Source organism: Streptomyces sp. NPDC057253, from assembly GCF_042669125.1.
In the GTDB taxonomy this organism is placed as follows: domain Bacteria; phylum Actinomycetota; class Actinomycetes; order Streptomycetales; family Streptomycetaceae; genus Streptomyces.
Window position 1 is genome coordinate 124,832 of the sequence record NZ_JBHUXV010000004.1, and the last position, 14,918, is coordinate 139,749.

14 protein-coding genes and 2 pseudogenes are annotated in these 14,918 nt (G+C 70.5%); 12 read left to right on the top strand and 4 right to left on the bottom strand.

Annotated elements, in window-relative coordinates; all coding sequences use genetic code 11:
* Positions 1–341 precede the first annotated feature (341 nt).
* From ACFULQ_RS03645 to ACFULQ_RS03660, 4 genes and pseudogenes are all read left to right on the top strand, one after another.
* Positions 342–1,838, top strand: coding sequence for an FG-GAP repeat protein (locus ACFULQ_RS03645; protein ID WP_383537595.1), 1,497 nt, complete (start codon positions 342–344; stop codon positions 1,836–1,838).
* A gap of 13 nt (positions 1,839–1,851) precedes the next feature.
* Positions 1,852–2,484, top strand: a pseudogene (locus ACFULQ_RS03650) (IS200/IS605 family accessory protein TnpB-related protein); the annotation flags it as partial.
* 62 nt (positions 2,485–2,546) lie between these two features.
* Positions 2,547–3,176, top strand: a complete 630-nt coding sequence (locus ACFULQ_RS03655) for a hypothetical protein (RefSeq protein WP_383537598.1) — start codon at positions 2,547–2,549, stop codon at positions 3,174–3,176.
* Positions 3,173–3,601 (top strand): hypothetical protein, encoded by a 429-nt coding sequence (locus tag ACFULQ_RS03660; protein WP_383537601.1) that lies wholly within the window; start codon positions 3,173–3,175, stop codon positions 3,599–3,601. The genes ACFULQ_RS03655 and ACFULQ_RS03660 overlap by 4 nt, the downstream gene beginning before the upstream one ends.
* A gap of 28 nt (positions 3,602–3,629) precedes the next feature.
* Here ACFULQ_RS03660 and ACFULQ_RS03665 read toward each other — a convergent pair whose 3' ends face one another.
* Together ACFULQ_RS03665 and ACFULQ_RS03670 are read right to left on the bottom strand one after the other, a co-directional pair.
* On the bottom strand, positions 3,630–3,815 hold the full coding sequence (locus ACFULQ_RS03665; protein ID WP_383537602.1) for a DUF397 domain-containing protein: 186 nt from the start codon (positions 3,813–3,815) through the stop codon (positions 3,630–3,632).
* Positions 3,812–4,699 carry a Scr1 family TA system antitoxin-like transcriptional regulator gene (locus ACFULQ_RS03670; RefSeq protein WP_383537605.1) on the bottom strand — a complete coding sequence of 296 codons (888 nt, stop codon included), beginning with the start codon at positions 4,697–4,699 and terminating at the stop codon, positions 3,812–3,814. Before ACFULQ_RS03670 ends, ACFULQ_RS03665 begins: the two co-directional genes overlap by 4 nt.
* Positions 4,700–4,873: 174 nt before the next feature.
* On the opposite strand from ACFULQ_RS03670, the pseudogene ACFULQ_RS03675 reads away from it, so the two are divergent.
* The 5 genes and pseudogenes from ACFULQ_RS03675 (at position 4,874) to ACFULQ_RS03695 (ending at position 10,542) form a co-directional block, all read left to right on the top strand.
* A pseudogene (locus ACFULQ_RS03675) lies at positions 4,874–5,310 on the top strand (ATP-binding protein).
* A 147-nt stretch (positions 5,311–5,457) separates the two neighbouring features.
* Positions 5,458–6,753 carry a PIN-like domain-containing protein gene (locus ACFULQ_RS03680; RefSeq protein WP_383537606.1) on the top strand — a complete coding sequence of 432 codons (1,296 nt, stop codon included), beginning with the start codon at positions 5,458–5,460 and terminating at the stop codon, positions 6,751–6,753.
* Between the two features lie 65 nt (positions 6,754–6,818).
* A complete protein-coding gene (locus ACFULQ_RS03685; protein WP_383537608.1) occupies positions 6,819–7,103 on the top strand; it encodes a hypothetical protein in 285 nt (94 codons plus the stop codon).
* A 78-nt stretch (positions 7,104–7,181) separates the two neighbouring features.
* Positions 7,182–9,281 (top strand): AAA family ATPase, encoded by a 2,100-nt coding sequence (locus tag ACFULQ_RS03690; RefSeq protein WP_383537612.1) that lies wholly within the window; start codon positions 7,182–7,184, stop codon positions 9,279–9,281.
* Complete coding sequence (locus ACFULQ_RS03695) at positions 9,274–10,542, top strand: McrC family protein (RefSeq protein ID WP_383537615.1); 1,269 nt, start codon at positions 9,274–9,276, stop codon at positions 10,540–10,542. Before ACFULQ_RS03690 ends, ACFULQ_RS03695 begins: the two co-directional genes overlap by 8 nt.
* 58 nt (positions 10,543–10,600) lie before the next feature.
* On the opposite strand, the gene ACFULQ_RS03700 is transcribed toward ACFULQ_RS03695, so the two are convergent.
* The gene (locus ACFULQ_RS03700; protein ID WP_383537617.1) at positions 10,601–10,798 is read right to left on the bottom strand and encodes a hypothetical protein; all 198 of its coding nucleotides are present in this window, start codon (positions 10,796–10,798) and stop codon (positions 10,601–10,603) included.
* A 143-nt stretch (positions 10,799–10,941) separates the two neighbouring features.
* On the opposite strand from ACFULQ_RS03700, the gene denD reads away from it, so the two are divergent.
* The 3 genes from denD to ACFULQ_RS03715 all read left to right on the top strand — a co-directional run bounded on the left by denD (position 10,942) and on the right by ACFULQ_RS03715 (position 13,714).
* The gene (gene denD, locus ACFULQ_RS03705; protein WP_383537618.1) at positions 10,942–11,934 is read left to right on the top strand and encodes a D-erythronate dehydrogenase; all 993 of its coding nucleotides are present in this window, start codon (positions 10,942–10,944) and stop codon (positions 11,932–11,934) included.
* Positions 11,935–12,065: 131 nt separating this feature from the next.
* Entirely contained in the window at positions 12,066–13,001 is a 936-nt protein-coding gene (locus ACFULQ_RS03710) for a hypothetical protein (protein WP_383537620.1), read from the top strand.
* 131 nt (positions 13,002–13,132) lie between these two features.
* Positions 13,133–13,714 (top strand): DUF4383 domain-containing protein, encoded by a 582-nt coding sequence (locus tag ACFULQ_RS03715; RefSeq protein ID WP_383537623.1) that lies wholly within the window; start codon positions 13,133–13,135, stop codon positions 13,712–13,714.
* A gap of 25 nt (positions 13,715–13,739) precedes the next feature.
* Here ACFULQ_RS03715 and ACFULQ_RS03720 read toward each other — a convergent pair whose 3' ends face one another.
* Complete coding sequence (locus ACFULQ_RS03720; protein ID WP_383537626.1) at positions 13,740–14,762, bottom strand: MerR family transcriptional regulator; 1,023 nt, start codon at positions 14,760–14,762, stop codon at positions 13,740–13,742.
* Between the last annotated feature and the right edge of the window lie 156 nt (positions 14,763–14,918).

Sequence of the window (14,918 nt, forward strand, 5' to 3'; positions counted from 1 at the left end):
GGTCGGCGGAGAGTCGGTATACCGTGGCCGAGCCACTCGCGTCGCTTCGCTCACTTCAGTCACAGCGAGCGAGCCGCATTCTTGTCGCTCTTCACAACATCCGTCAATCTTCCACCAGTTCAGCACACCCATACCCATGCGGCTTGCGTGGTCTGCCCCGTTATCCGCAATTCCGGCCGCCGCACCGGCGGGCCGCCATCGTCACCCTGCAACAGTTGTCACCGCCGTGTCACAGCACGCCGGGACCCCACAACTCACGCCGGGCCACCCGTGTCGAACCTCGCGTCGGAACCCAGACCGTCCGACTGACAGAGCGTCAATCTTCCACGGGGGAAACAGACATGAGCATCACCGCGCGCACCACCCGCCGTACCGCGGGCTCCGCCGCCATCGCGGCCGCCTCCTTCCTGCTGCTGGCGGGAGCGGGCATCCTCGCCGCACCCTCCGCGTTCGCGGGCGTCCCCGGCGGCACCGCGGCCGTCGACCGCAACGACGACTTCGACGGCGACGGCTACGCCGACCTCGCCACCGGCGTCCCCGGCGGCACCGTCGACGGCAAGGAGGGCGCCGGATACGTCACCGTCCAGTACGGCGCCCCCAACGGCATCGGCACCAACACCACCGTGCCCAAGGGCGAGGTGCAGCTCCTCAGCCAGTCCAGCAAGGGCGTCCCCGGCACCTCCGAGACCGGCGACCGCTTCGGCCAGGCGGTCGCGAGCGGCGACCTGGACGGCGACGGCTTCGACGACCTCGTCGTCGGCGCGCCCGGCGAGGACGAGGGCACCACCGAGGACGCGGGCCGGGTGACCGTCCTGTACGGCTCGAAGACCGGCCTGGGCACCGAGCGCACCGCGAGCTTCACCGCGGCGACACCCACCGCGGGCGCCCGGTTCGGCCTCGCGGTGACCGCCGCCCGGTTCACCGGCGACACCGTCGCCGACCAGCTCGTCGTCCTGGACCAGAGGACCGGCCTGCACGTCTTCACCTACCATGCGGGCGTCCTGCGCCAGGTCGGCACTCCGCGCTCCACCGGACACACCCTCCAGAGCGCCTACCTGACTACCGGCGACTACGACCAGGACGGCTTCGCCGACCTCGTGGTCTCCGGATACAGCCCCGACGACGACTACGCCAAGGGCTGGTCCGCCTACTACGTGGGCGGAGACGAGGGCCTGAGCTTCCGGCGTGACCTGCACGGCGGACTGGGCACGGCCTCCGGCGACATCAACGGCGACGGCTACGACGACCTCGTGCTCGGACAACGCAGCGGCGTGGACGAGGCCGCCGGGGACGCGGAGGCGCCCGGCGGGCTGGTCGCCGTCTACTACGGCGGGGAGGACGGGCCCGGGACGACCGCGCAGTGGTGGTCCCAGAAGTCCCCCGGCCTGATCGGCTCGCCCGGGACGCACGACTCGTGGGGCAACGACGTCTCCGTGGCCGACGTCGACGGCGACGGCTGTGCCGACCTGGCCGTGGGCGGTCCCGGTGAGGACGCCGACGGCGAACAGGGAGCGGGCGCGGTGTCGCTGCTGCGCGGTTCCTCCGAGGGCCTGACCGCCACCGGTTACCAGCACATCGACCAGAACACGCCCGGCATCCCGGGCGCCGCCGAGGCCGGTGACGGGTGGGGCGCCCAGGTCCGCCTCATCGACACCGACGGCGACGGCCGCGCCGAGCTGGTGGCCGCCGCCCCCGAGGAGAACGCCGGGGACGGCGCGGTGTGGATCCTGCCCGCGAGCGGCACCGGCCTGCGCGCCGAGGGCTCCCGCTCCTACGGCGCCGCCGCTCTCGGCGGCGCCGGCCACGGCGCCCGCTTCGGCTCGGTCGTCGACGAGTAGAGCCGCCCCGGCCGGGTCGTCCGCCCGCCGGCTCCGGGAGGGCCGTCACGCCGACCTCCGGCGTGTGGCCCCGCCCTCCGGCGGGGGTCTTCAACTGCTGCTCGGGAGAGCCCCGCCGATCGCGATCGAGGACCTGGACTTCGGCGCGGGCAAGACGCGGGAGAAGCACGGCCGCAGGAAGCGGTTCCGCACGCTGATCTGCGGCATGCCCGTCGCCAAACTGCGGGCACGGCTCGTGTCCATGGCCGCCGAACTCGGCATCAGCATCGTCGTCGTCGACCCCGCCTACACCTCCCGTTGGGGCGCCGAGCACTGGCAAAAGCCCCTCAGCAGCATGGACCGCAAGACCACCCGACACGGCGCCGCTGGCGTCGCGATCGGACGACGCGCTCTCGGGCACCGCGTCCGGCGACGGACGGCACCGCCCTCACACGACCAGAGCGATCGTGTGGGGCATCGGACCGCCCAGGCCGGACACGGAACCCGCGGGCGTGAGGAAACCCGCCCCCGTATCCCCGGACCATGGACACGATCCGTGTCGCCGGACGCGGCGCGAACGCTGGAGACCAGTGCATCCACAACCGTTCGGGATGCGCCAAGCTCGTCGCCAACGGACGCAGCATCATCAAGTGGAAGACCCTGCTAAGGAAGCAGGGCATCCCGTTCTCCGCACTGTCAGCCAGGGACCAGGTCAGACTCTTGGCCGCAGTGGACAGACCCTACGTTCCCGGCCGCGGCTTGCTATCGGCCTTGGTGAAGGGTGAAGGCCGGCTGACAGGCCCGGCGCCGTTCTTCGGCGACGTGCTGGCGGAACTGGGCTGGATACCGGACACCACCACCCCCACGGTGGAGGCTGCCTGGTGGGCCGCAAGCGGCCGTGCGTACGCCCAGCACACGGGTACGCCCCAGAGCGTTTCCGCGACGCGCCACACCGAGGAGGACCGTACGCCCTGGTCCAGGCTGGGGACCACCAAAGCAGGGGTGGTGGACGCCGCACGAAGGTCGCTGATCGATGCCGCCCGACGCCAGATCTGCGTCGGCTGGCACACGCTCGCCGCTGCCGCCGGGCTCAAGCCCACGGACCTCTCCGACAAGGCGAGGGAATCGATCCTCGTCGCCGTGGACAGCCCCACATCCCCCCACGGGGTTCTGCTCTCCTCACTCGTGGTCGCCTCCGAGCACACACCAGTGCCGTACTTTGACTCCATCCTCAAACGCCTCGGACGGCCGCACGGCTTGCGGCCCATCGAACTGGGGCAAGTCCGGAAGCGGGAACAGTCCCTCGCTTTCGCGGCCTACAGCCCCACAAGCACCAGTGCACCGAAGGAAAGAACATGAGACCGAACCGTCGCCGCCTCGCGATCGGCATAGCCGCCACCGCGGCCGTCGTCACCCTGTCGGGCGCGGCCGGAGCAGTCGCCGGCGCCTACTTCGTCGCGACCGGCCCGACCGGCGCACGGGGCCCGGCGGGACCGGAAGGGGCACGTGGCCCTCAGGGGCCCCAGGGCGAGCAGGGGCTGCAAGGCGAGCGCGGCGCCAAGGGCGATCAGGGAAAGCCCGGCGCCTCCGCCGAACCAGCCTCCCTCGGCATACCGGACGCGAGTACGGCAGGCCCCGACCTCTCCGGCGGCCTACTCATCAGCTCCGGCGCATGCCCAGCTGGAACCTCGAACTGGGACACCATCTACGTCGGCCGCAACTCCGTCCTCGGATCGCCGGGCGACGTCGACATGCGTGCGATGACGCTCTGCAAGATCTTCTGAGCGGCACGGGGGGCGTACGCCGCTCCGCTCACGCCTCCGTCACGAATCCCACGAACCGCGACCACTCCGCGGGCCTGACCGCGACCCGAGGCCGATTCACGTCCTTGGAGTCCCTTACGTAGACGGCCTGTGCGGTGAGGGCGACCTCGACGCAGCTGTCACCCTGGCTGCCGCTGTAGCTGGACTTGAACCAGGCCAGATCCGTCGCGCTCATAGCTCTCCTCGGAGTCGCTCCAACAGGCCTCGGGAGTCCTTGGAGTTGAGGGCCTGCGAGCGCAGTGTGTCATAGCGCTGGTAGAGGAGGCTCACCTCTTTCGGATCAGAAATAAGGCGGCCGTTCTGCTGCCCTTCGGAGTACGCAAGCCGCTGCCCCTTCGGGGTCTCCAAGAGCTGCACCGGCCCGTCCAGGCACGCGTGCAACCCGGCCTCAAGCGGCACGATCTGAAGCGTCACGTTGCGCGGCGCGCTCAGCTCCAGCAGGCGATCGAACATCTCCCGCATCTGGTCCGCGTCCCCGAACCGGCGCCGGAAGACGTGCTCCTCGACGATGAAGCTGAACGGGATGGTCGGCCGCTCGTACAGCATCCGCTGCCGCTCCATGCGCCTGGCCATGAACTCGTCCAGCTGGTCGTCCGGTGCCACCGGAACGGTCCCCTCGAACACCGCCCGCGCATACCCCTCCGACTGCAACAGCCCTGGCACCAGCCTGCACTCATACGTGCACAGACTCTCCGCCACCCGCTCCAGCCGAGCCCACTGCCGAAACCACGCCGCCAGCCCTACATCCCCCCGCCCCCGCGTCACGTACCTCGACGATTTCCGCAACGCCCCGGTGTTCCCGAGCAGCTCCTCCGACCGCACCACGTACGACTCGTCGGGCATCCTCCGCCCCAGCTCCACCGACTCCACGGTGTGCTTGGAGAAGCGCACCAGATCCGCGAACTCGGCCCTGCTGAACCCCGCGTGCTCACGCAGCGCCTGCTGCACGGCACCCCAGGTCCGCAGACTGTCCGAGGGGTCAGGCTCACGATCGGGCCCATCGCCGGCCGGCTCCCCGTCGCAGCCGCCCCCGGCCATGATGTCGATGCCGCCCGTCATACGCGGCCACCTCCCGTTCCGTACACGCGACTTGCCCGTCCGTCGCCCCGCACCCGACGGCACTCAGGGTGACGGAAAACCTCGCGTACGGTCCACAGAATGTGCCCGTACGCTGACGCACCGTACGGGCCCCACTCCTGGATCGCGCCCCCATGCGCCCGCCACGGTGACCCCATGAACGCAACCCTTCCCCAACCACCCCGCACTGTTGCCACGTTCGCCCAGCTCCTGTCCTCCACCCGCCGAGGCGCCCGCCTCGCACGCCTCCTCGCCACGACCCAGCTCCGCGCCTGGGACGTGTCACCCGAAGTAACCGAGCGAGCCGAGCAGATCGTCGCCGAACTCGCCGCCAACGCGGCCCTGCGCGGCCGCGTCCAGGGCCGCGACTTCCGGCTCGCCTCACCCTCGACACCACGACCGACCTCCTCCGCATCGCGGTGACCGACGCAAAGGGCGGACAGCTCCCCGTCGTACCCACCGAATCGGCGACGTACGGCGAGACGGGCCGCGGTCTACTCCTGGTCACCACGCTGGCCGACCGCTGGGGCACCGAACCACATCCGCCGGGCGGCAAGACCGTTTGGGTCGAGGTGGATCACCGGCCCCGTTGACGAGAAAACTCTCGGCCAACAGGCCATCCAGAGTTGCCAGTTCACTGCCCTTGGTCCCCTTCTACGCGCTACGGTCCCAGCGTGCGAACGCGAGGGGACGGGTCGGTACGCCCCTCGAACGCGGCATACAGCGACGACGGGGGCGCAGTGGCAGAGGACACGACGGCCGGGGCGGACAACCGAGGCCTCTTCGACGACTTCGGCGCCTTCCGGACGCCGACCACCGAAGACTTCACCTCCGTACTGACCCACGGTCTGGTGGCCCCCGACGCCAACGTCCTGCTGAACCTCTACCGGTACACCGAGCAGGCGCGCGGCGACCTGCTACGCGCTCTCGGCGCCGTGGAGGACCGGTTGTGGGTGCCTCACCAGGTCCTCGTGGAGTTCTGGCGGAACCGTGAGAGCACCCTCAGTGACGCACGGTCGTCCGGCGCGCAGGCCGCCGAGGACATGGCCGGTCACGCGGCCCAGGCGGAGCGCACCCTGCGCACCTGGGCCAATCGCGTGGCCCTGCCGGAAGAGGAGACCGACCGTCTGCGCAGCCAGCTGAACGACGTCTTCGACGACGTGCAGGAGACGATCGTCAAGGTCGGCGAGGGTGAGTGGCAGAACATCACCCACGACACGAGCTCCGATCCGGTCATCGCGGAACTGGAGCCCGCGCTCGCCGGCCGGGTCGGTGCTCCACTCAGTCAGCAGGAGTACGACAAAGCGATCACGGAGGGCATGCGCCGCGTCGATAAGCGGCTGCCTCCGGGCTACATGGACAAGACGAAGGACGGCGTGGGAGCCGCCGCCGACTACCTCGTATGGGAACAGATCCTCCGGGAAGCTGGCCGCCGCCAGTGCGACGTGCTGTTCGTGACAGCGGACGTCAAGGAGGACTGGTGGCGTAAGGAGCAGGGTTTCAACCGCGGCCCCCGGCCGGAACTGACCGAGGAGCTCAGGACCCGGGGTGGCGGGCGGCTCTTCATGCTGACGCCCAAGCGGTTCCTGGAAGTCGCCTCACCGATCCTGGAGTTCGGTCTCCGGGAGGGGTCCGTCGAGGACATCGAACGCGTCGAACGGATCGGGACCGACGACGGAGCCTACGGCGGCTGGACGACCGACGCGCTCCAGGAACTCTTCGACCGGTTGACCTACGAGAACTACGGAGACAGGGTCGACGTCATCAAGTACGCCGCCGCGATGGACGGCGTCGCGGATGCCAAGAGCGTCTACGAGATTTGTCACTACTCCGAGGGCCGCTCCCTCAGAGGATTCACCAAGCCGGTCAACCGCATCACCGGCCTGCTGCGCAACCTGGGCAAGATCCCGGAGTCGGCAGTCCACGTCCTGAAGGCCGAATACGACGCAGACCCCGGCGGCCGCGCCTCCGGCTTCTCCGTCCACCCGCTCCTCGTACCACTCGTCAACGAGCTGGGAGACGAGGACGAGTCGTGACCGCCTACCCGGCATCACACGGAGCGTAGGCGGCCGGCGAAGCCACGTTGCTACTCTCCCGTGCCATGCCTCATGCAGCGGCACGGGAGATGCTCTCTCCGATCCTGTCGATCCACCCGTACATTCCGGCGTTCGAGCAACACCACAAGCTCATCTGTTCCATGGCCACGAGCGGCGAGTGCGACGAGAAGCTCGTCGCGGAGGTGCGCACCACGTTCCGCGACGGAAGCGTTCATCACTGGCGGGTATGCGGCGAGTGGCTGACCAGCCACCCGTCAGCCATCGCCCACATCGAAACGAACGGCTTCCAGGAGCCCGTCCGGGTCGAACTCGACCTCGACACCCACTGATACGGCAGGCTCACACCTCGCAGGCCCAAAACGGCCTACACCCCCTGCGACCCTCACCGTTCCGGCATCATGACCCCCATGACCGACGGCGTGGACATACGGGAAGCAGCGGCCCGGTTCGACCGGAGCACCGCTGCCAAGGACGAAGCCGGCGCAGAGCAGGAGCGCAAGCAGGTGCTGGCCCAGTTCCCCCTGCAGGACTGGCCCACGCTGCCCCTGGAGCGCTACGCCCTGGGCCTGAACCCGTCCGGTCAAGGGATGACGTACTGCCGACTCATGGAGTTCGGCACCCAGTGCTTGGGCAGCATCAAGGGCGGCAGTGCAGCGAAGCACATCATGTTCCGCCACAATTCCGGTGAGTGGCGGCTCGCGGCCCCCCTCCGCGGAATGAAGCCGCGGGACGCGTGGGAGCGTCTTCGAGCCGAGTTCCTTCGGGCCTTGACCGCCACGGGCGTGGGCGACCTCGCGGCCGTGGACGACCTCGAAATCCTTCGGTTCGGGCCCGCGCTGGTGACCAAGACGCTCGCTACCTACTTCCCCGAGCACTTCCTCCCGGTCTACTCCGCAGGACACCTGCGGAAGTTCCTCGCCCTGCTGGGCGGCACAGCGGGCGCCGACTCACCGACCTGGCGCAGCAACCGGCAACTCCTCGAACTCGTCCGGTCCCGGCCGGAGTTCGCGGGCTGGACCGGGAACGAAGTGATGACCTTCCTCTACCAGGACTTCGACCCGCGTCCGCAGACACGCACGATATGGAAGATCGCCCCTGGCGAGCGCGCCCGCTTGTGGGAGGAGTGCCGCGACGGCGGGTTCATCTGCGTAGGGTGGGACGAGCTTCGTGACCTGGGTGAGTATCAGACCGACACCGAGCTGAAGGAAGCCCTCGACTCGAACTGGCCCAGCGGTAGCGGTCGTAGCCTCACCACCGCGCGCAGACTCCTGGCCTTCCGGGACCTTGAGGCCGGAGACCGGGTCGTGGCCAACCGCGGGATGGACGAGGTCCTGGCCACGGGCACTGTCACCGGGGGCTATCGGTTCGACCCCGAACGGCCGGAGTACCGGCACGTGGTCCCGGTCGACTGGGACGTCTCCCACGCGCAGAAACTGCCAGGACCCCAGCACGGCTGGCGGTCCACGTTCGCCAAGGTCGACCCGACGCTCTTCGCCAGGCTCACCGCACACCAGGCGGCCGACTCCGTTGCGCAGGCGGCCCCGTCATCTACCATCACCGAGCTGGCGCCCGAGGACGTCCGGGCCGTACTGGACGCGCTGGAGCGCAAGGGCCAGGTGATCCTCCATGGACCTCCCGGTACCGGCAAGACCCGGCTCGCGCTCAGTGCCGCCCTCTTCATGGCCGGCCGCGCGGACGTGATCAACGCCGGCCCGGCCCAGCGTTCTGCGGCCCAGGCCGAGATGCTGGGCGGCGAGCAGGTCCATCTGGTGACCTTCCACCCTTCCTACGGCTACGAGGACTTCGTCGAGGGCTTCAAACCGGACCTGAGCGCCACGGGCCCCGGGCTCACGCTCGCCCTCACGGACGGGGTGTTCCACGCCCTGTGCGACCGGGCCTCGGCATATCCCGAGCAGACGTACCTCCTGATCATCGACGAGATCAACCGCGGTGACCTGCCCCGGATCTTCGGCGAGTTGATCACGCTCCTCGAACTCGACAAGCGCGGCCTGCCCCTAGCCCTGTCCGTCAGTGGGCGGAGCTTCTCCGTGCCGCCGAACATCCGGATCATCGGCACGATGAACACCGCCGACCGGAGCATCAGCCACCTCGACGCGGCCGTACGCCGCCGCTTCGCCTTCGTTTCCGTCGGCCCCGACCCGGACGCCGTCTCGGGCACGATCGGCCCGCTGGACCTGGCGGAGTTCTTCGAGTCCCTCAACACCCGCATCACCCGGCATCTCGACGCCGACCACCAGATAGGACACGCCTACCTGCTGCGTGACGGCGCGCCGATCGCTACGGAAGACGACCTCGCCGCGGCCTTCCACCATGAGGTGATCCCGCTGCTGGAGGACTACTGCCTCGGCCGTGCCGACCTGCTGCACCGCGTCCTCGGCAGCCTGGTCGACGCGGACACCGGCCGGACTGCGCTCATGTCACCCCAGGACCTCGCCGCCGCGCTGGCCGCCGAGTTCAGCGGCGGTGACCCGGGCCCCGATGCCTGAGCGCACCGAGGTCCGCCTCGGTGAGTACCAGTCCGTTCCGTTGGACATCGAACAGCTCACCTCCCGGGACGTCGGTCGCCTGCATGCCCTCCAGGCAGGCGGTCACCTCACTCTGCGCCCCGATCGCTCCGGATGGCGGCTCCGGGCGGATTCAAGCGTCGGAGTGCTGATCCTCGACCGAGTCCGCATCGTCATCGAGCCCAAGTTCGCCATACCGGGTGACCGGCTCATGAGTTGGCTCGCCTATGCCCTGGACGCGCCGACGCCCGTTCGGACGATGTCACGGCGCTGGGTCACCGGTCCGGAAGGCTACGCCGACCTCGTGGCCGCGGCCTTGCTGGAGCAGTGCGAACAGTTGGTGCGCGAGGGATTGCGCCGCGACTACGTACGTCACCAGAGCGTGGAGCCGGTGTTGCGGGGGCGGCTGGACTTCGCGGCCCAGGCCACCCGTCGGTACGGACAACTCGACCAGCTGCACATACGTACCTTCGACCGCGAGACCGACATCTGGGACAACCGCGTCCTGGGGACCGCCCTGGGAGTCGCGATCACCCTCACCTCCGGCTCCGAGTTGGCTCGCGACCTGCACGGGATCGCCGGCGCGTTTCCGCGGGCCGCCACCCCGGACGCGGCACTGCGCGCCCTCGATCGCATCAGGTACACGCGCCTGAACGCCCGCTACCGCCCCGCCCACACCTGGGCACGCCTGCTGCTGAGCGGCGGAGGCGTCACCGACCTGCTCACCGACCTGGGCAGCACGGCGGACGGCCTCCTGCTGCCCATGCCCGCGCTCTGGGAAGCCGTGGTACGACGCCTCGGCGCTGAGGCCGCCGCCCCGTGCGGTGGACACGCCGTCTCCAGCCGCGGCGAGAGGGGCATCACCATCCGCGGGGACCTCGGCAACGCCTCGGTCTTCCGCCCCGACCTGCTCCTGAGCCTCCCGGCACCTGGCCTGTCTCACCGGACACTGTTGCCGGTGGACGCCAAGTACAAGCGCTACGACCGTCACGGTGTCAGCGCCGCCGACATCCACCAGCTCCTCACCTACAGCGTCGGCTACGCCTCCGTCGACGCCCCCAACGCGGTGATCGTCCATCCCCAGCCGGGCGGTCACGCTCATCGCGTTCTCCAGGTCGACGGCTCGCGGGGCAGGCTCGGCACCCTTCACGTCATCGGCGTCGACACCCACGCGCCCCCTCAACAAGCAGTCGCGTGGCTTACCCAGCGGGCCGCATCGGTGTGCGGACCATCGCCGCACTGAGCAGCGGACGCTGGCAGTGGTGTTCGCTGCAGCGCCACGCGCTCCGGACGTGGACGCACTAATGGCCGTGCCTTGTATTGACGGGTCGGGCCGCCGGTCCCCAGCGGTATCCCTCACGCGTTTCCTCGTAAGGGCGCAGCAGCAGCTCCAACTCCGTGCGCACGAGTTCGGCGTCCGTCGGCGGCAGCGTCAAGGATGCCCGCCGCATGCGGACGCTCCAGGTCGCCGGGTCCGGGAAGACGGACAATCGCGCCACGCGCACAGGGCTTGCAATCGTCGCCCGCCCGACGACCCGTCCCAGCAGTCGACCAGGTTTGGGTCCAAGACTCACTCCTGCTCACTGACTAGGAATGGTATGACGACCTGGACACACACCGCCCTCGCGGAGGAGATGACCGGGTGAGGATCGTCGTGACGGGTGCGTCCGGATTTCTCGGCGGATTGCTGGCCGACGCGCTGCTGCGGGCCGGGATCTTCGGCGGGGAGCCGATCAGCCGACTGGTCCTGGTCGACCGCGTGCCCGGGACCGGCCGTCCGCGGGGGAGCGGGCCGCCCGTGCAGGAGGTGCTCGGGGACCTGGTCGAACAGCTGGAGACGGTGTTCGCCGAGCCCGTGGACGTGCTGTTCCACCTCGCCGCCGCGGTGTCCGCCGAGTGCGAGGCCGACTTCGACCTCGGGATGCGCGCCAACGTCGACGTCACCCGGGCGCTGCTGGACAGGGCGCGCGCCCAGTCCCGTTCGGGCGGGCCGGCGGTGCGGCTGGTGTTCGCCAGCAGTATCGCGGTCTACGGCTCCCACCCGGACCTGCCGCTGCCACCGGCGGTCAGCGAGACGACGCTGCCGCTGCCGCGGTCGAGCTACGGCACCCAGAAGCTGATGTGCGAGCACCTGATCGCGGACTGCACCCGGCGCGGCTTCCTCGACGGGCGGGTCGTACGGCTGATGACGGTGGTGGTCCGTCCGGGGCGGCCCAACGCGGCCGCGTCCGGCTTCCTGTCCGGCATCGTCCGTGAGCCGCTGGCCGGACTTCCCGCGCTCTGCCCGGTGGATCCCGGCCTGCGGGTGGCCCTCGCCTCGCCGCGGCGCACCGTCGAGGGGATCCTCCGGGTCGCCGAGGCCGTGCGCGGGTCCGGGCCCGGGCGCCTGGAGGGTCCGCTGCCGGTCAATCTCCCCGCCCTGACCGTGTCGGTCGCCGACATCCTCGCCACCCTGCGCCAGGTGGCGGGTGACACGGTCGCCGACCGGGTCACCGTCGCCCCCGACCCGGTGATCGAGTCCATCGTCGGCTCCTGGCCGGCCGACTTCGACCACCGCCGCGCCGGCGCGCTGGGCCTCGAACCCGACAGGGATTTCCTTTCCGTGCTCCGGGATTACCTCACCGATCACCTTTGATTTCCCTGCCCCGATATCCCACGGAGTGACTTCTCGCCGTCCGTGCATCCGGCGACGGACAGCGGCGCGAATTTCCTGCACGGTGTGCGCGAAGACGCGGGCAACCGCCGCCCCCGTGTGGAGGAGGCCTCATGCGCGACGGCGCGGTACAGCAGGTGGTCCTGCCGGAGAAGCCGGTCGTGGTGTTCTCGCGCGGCCGGCGAGCAGCCGGCCCGGAACGCGCCGAGGATCCGGTGACCTGGCGCGGTCTGGGACTGGAGACCATGGCGTCGCTGCTGGTCGAGTCGGTACGGCGCAGGGGGGACAGGTTCTTCGAAGGAGCGTGCCAGTGGCCCCGCACGCATCCCCTCAACGAACGCGACACGGCCGTGGTGCATCACCCGCTCATCGTCGTCGAGTCCACCCGTCAGCTCGCCGCCGCCGTTCAGCGCCGGCACCTGCCCGACTGCGGGAACGTCCTGTTCGAAGCGACGTCGGTGAGCCTCGGTCTTTCCCCGGCGACGCAGCCGACGGAGCGCCGGGGCGCCACGCGGGTCCCGGCCCGAGTCGTGCTCAGTGACGTCGTGGCGCAGGCCGGCGCCCCCGCCTCGTTCCGGGTCACCGTCGAGTACCTGCACCGGGGGCAGGCCTTCGCGACCTGCGCCATGACCTTCGCGCCACCCGCCGGGAGGCAGGAGGACGCGACGGCCGCCGGGCCGTATCCCGGGCTTCTACACCCCGCCGCGGCGGCGGTGGGCGCGGCGGCCGACACGGACGTACTGCTCACCAGGGCCCCGCAGGGACGGCTGGTGATCGTGCCCCGCGATCCGGCCCACCCGGTGCTGCTGCCCGGTGCGCCGGACCGGCTGACGGCGCCGGCCCTGCTGGAGGCGGGGCGGCAGGCGGTGCTGCTGTCCTCCGGCCGGACCGCCCGCGCGGTGGTCGGGTTGCGCCTGGCCGTCCGGTCGCCGGTCCCCGCCACCGGAGCGGTCGTCGACGTGGCACGGGACCACAGCGGTGCCCGCTTCGCCGTGACCGTCGCGGGCCGGCCGGCCGCGACGGGTTCCGTGAGCATGCTGCGGACGTGAGACCCGCCGGGCGCGCACCGCGGCGGAATGAATTTCCGGAGCAACTGCAACCGCGTACCGGCGCCACGGTGAATGGTGTGCGAGTGGCCGGGACATTCCGGGCCGCTCAGCGCATCGGGAAAGGAATCGCCATGAAGCTGAGCGAGGAACTCCCCGTGGACCACAAACTGGCCACGGTCTACCGGTACGGCGCCGCCTTCTGCGGCCTGACCCTTCTCGTCTTCGGCGTCCTCGGGTTCGCCGACGAGCTGAGCCCGTTCAGCACCGACGGCGAGAACGTCGCGGGGCTGTCGACCAACGGACTGCTGAGCCTGATCTCCGTCCTGGTGGGCCTGGCCCTCATCGTCGGCGGCATCGTCGGCGGGAACTTCGCGTCGACGCTCAACATGGCCGTCGGGACCCTGTTCCTGCTCAGCGGCTTCGCGCACATCTTCATCCTGGACAAGCCCGCCAACTTCCTCGACTTCGGCATGACCAACGTCATGTTCAGCTTCGTCATGGGGCTGATCATCCTGACCTTCGGCATGTACGGCCGCGTGTCCAGCAAGCTGCCGCACGACAACCCGTACTGGCGCCGGCGGCACGCCCGTGAGGCGGCCCAGGAATCCCTGGCCGCCCGGCGCCGGCAGCAGGGCGGGGCACCGCCCCTGCCTCCGGTCGGCGCGGCTCCCCGAGGCGCGCTCACCGCGACCGACACGCCCTCCGAGCGGTGACAGGGGGAACCGGCCCCCTTGCTTCTCAGCCGTCCTCGAATTCCCGGGACCGCAGTGTGTCGAGCATGACCAGAGCCTCGTGCAGGCCCCGCGGCCGCAGCAGTCCGGAACGAACCGACCGTCCCCAGCCGGGTCCCGTGAGCAGGACCCGGCTGCGGGTGCGTGCGCCCCTGATCCCCCAGCGGGTGGCGGCGACCTGCTGCACCAGCGCGAGGTTCGCCGTCCGGGCGGACTGCGACCACAGGACCACGGCACCCGGGCCGACGCGCTCCACCGCCGCCAGCAACGCCTCCCCGGGGACCGCGCCGCCCAGCATCAGCGTCGCGGTGCCGCGCTGGGCGAGGGCCGCGTTGAGCGCCTCCAGCGGCAGCGTGTGCTGCTCGCCGGGCAGACAGGCCAGGATCACCGGAACGGTCCGCGAGGTCTCCCGGCCCGCCGAGGCACACACGTAGACGTGCCGCAGGGTCGCCGAGATGTGCCACGACAGCAGGTGCTCCACCTCGACGTAACGCTCGCCCGCCGACTGCCACTTGCGGCCCACCGCCTGGAGCGCGGGTGCCAGGATCTCCTCCCACGTGACGACCAGTCCGTGCCGGGCGATGGCGGCGGTGAGCTGCTCCTGCACGGCCAGGGCGTCCAGCCGGACCGCGGCGCGGGCCAGGCCCTTGCAGTCCTGCCGCGCGCTCCCCAACGGCAGACCGCTGCCGGACCGGGAGGCGTGCCGGTCCGATGGCGCGTCGGCCCGGCCCACGGCCCCGACCAGGCTCTCCGCCGCGTCCATGGCATGAGAGCCGAGGGTGAGCGCCTTCGCCGCCCTCGCCGCTTCCGCCGGCGGAATCCCGGCCGCCGTCATCCGGCACATCTCCAGCACCATGGCGATGTCGTCCTGGGTCCACCTGCGGTGGCGTCCCTCCGTCCGGGCCGCCGGGCCCAGGCCGTACCGGCGGTCCCAGGACCGCAGGGTGGTGGGCGACACACCCAGGCGTCTGGCCAGGGAACCGGTGGTCACCCCGGCGCCCTCGGGCACCTCGGCGTCCGTCTCGCTCACGTCGAGGACCCCGCGGACGCTCCGGGAGAACCACCGGCGTGGGTCGAGGGACGACTGCGCGCACAGCGGAATCCGATCACGATGCCCTCCGTTCTCGTCATGCGGGCGCCCGCCCCGGCAAGGTGTCTTCCCCGTCCAGGGCACCGACGGATGCAC

What these genes read in the sequence shown, in the direction of transcription:
- ACFULQ_RS03645 (WP_383537595.1), top strand. Translation starts at nt 342, where the DNA reads ATGAGCATCACCGCGCGCACCACCCGCCGTACCGCGGGCTCCGCCGCC.
- ACFULQ_RS03660 (WP_383537601.1), top strand. Translation starts at nt 3,173, where the DNA reads ATGAGACCGAACCGTCGCCGCCTCGCGATCGGCATAGCCGCCACCGCG.
- ACFULQ_RS03665 (WP_383537602.1), bottom strand. Translation starts at nt 3,815, where the DNA reads ATGAGCGCGACGGATCTGGCCTGGTTCAAGTCCAGCTACAGCGGCAGC.
- ACFULQ_RS03670 (WP_383537605.1), bottom strand. Translation starts at nt 4,699, where the DNA reads ATGACGGGCGGCATCGACATCATGGCCGGGGGCGGCTGCGACGGGGAG.
- ACFULQ_RS03685 (WP_383537608.1), top strand. Translation starts at nt 6,819, where the DNA reads ATGCCTCATGCAGCGGCACGGGAGATGCTCTCTCCGATCCTGTCGATC.
- ACFULQ_RS03690 (WP_383537612.1), top strand. Translation starts at nt 7,182, where the DNA reads ATGACCGACGGCGTGGACATACGGGAAGCAGCGGCCCGGTTCGACCGG.
- ACFULQ_RS03695 (WP_383537615.1), top strand. Translation starts at nt 9,274, where the DNA reads ATGCCTGAGCGCACCGAGGTCCGCCTCGGTGAGTACCAGTCCGTTCCG.
- ACFULQ_RS03710 (WP_383537620.1), top strand. Translation starts at nt 12,066, where the DNA reads ATGCGCGACGGCGCGGTACAGCAGGTGGTCCTGCCGGAGAAGCCGGTC.
- ACFULQ_RS03715 (WP_383537623.1), top strand. Translation starts at nt 13,133, where the DNA reads ATGAAGCTGAGCGAGGAACTCCCCGTGGACCACAAACTGGCCACGGTC.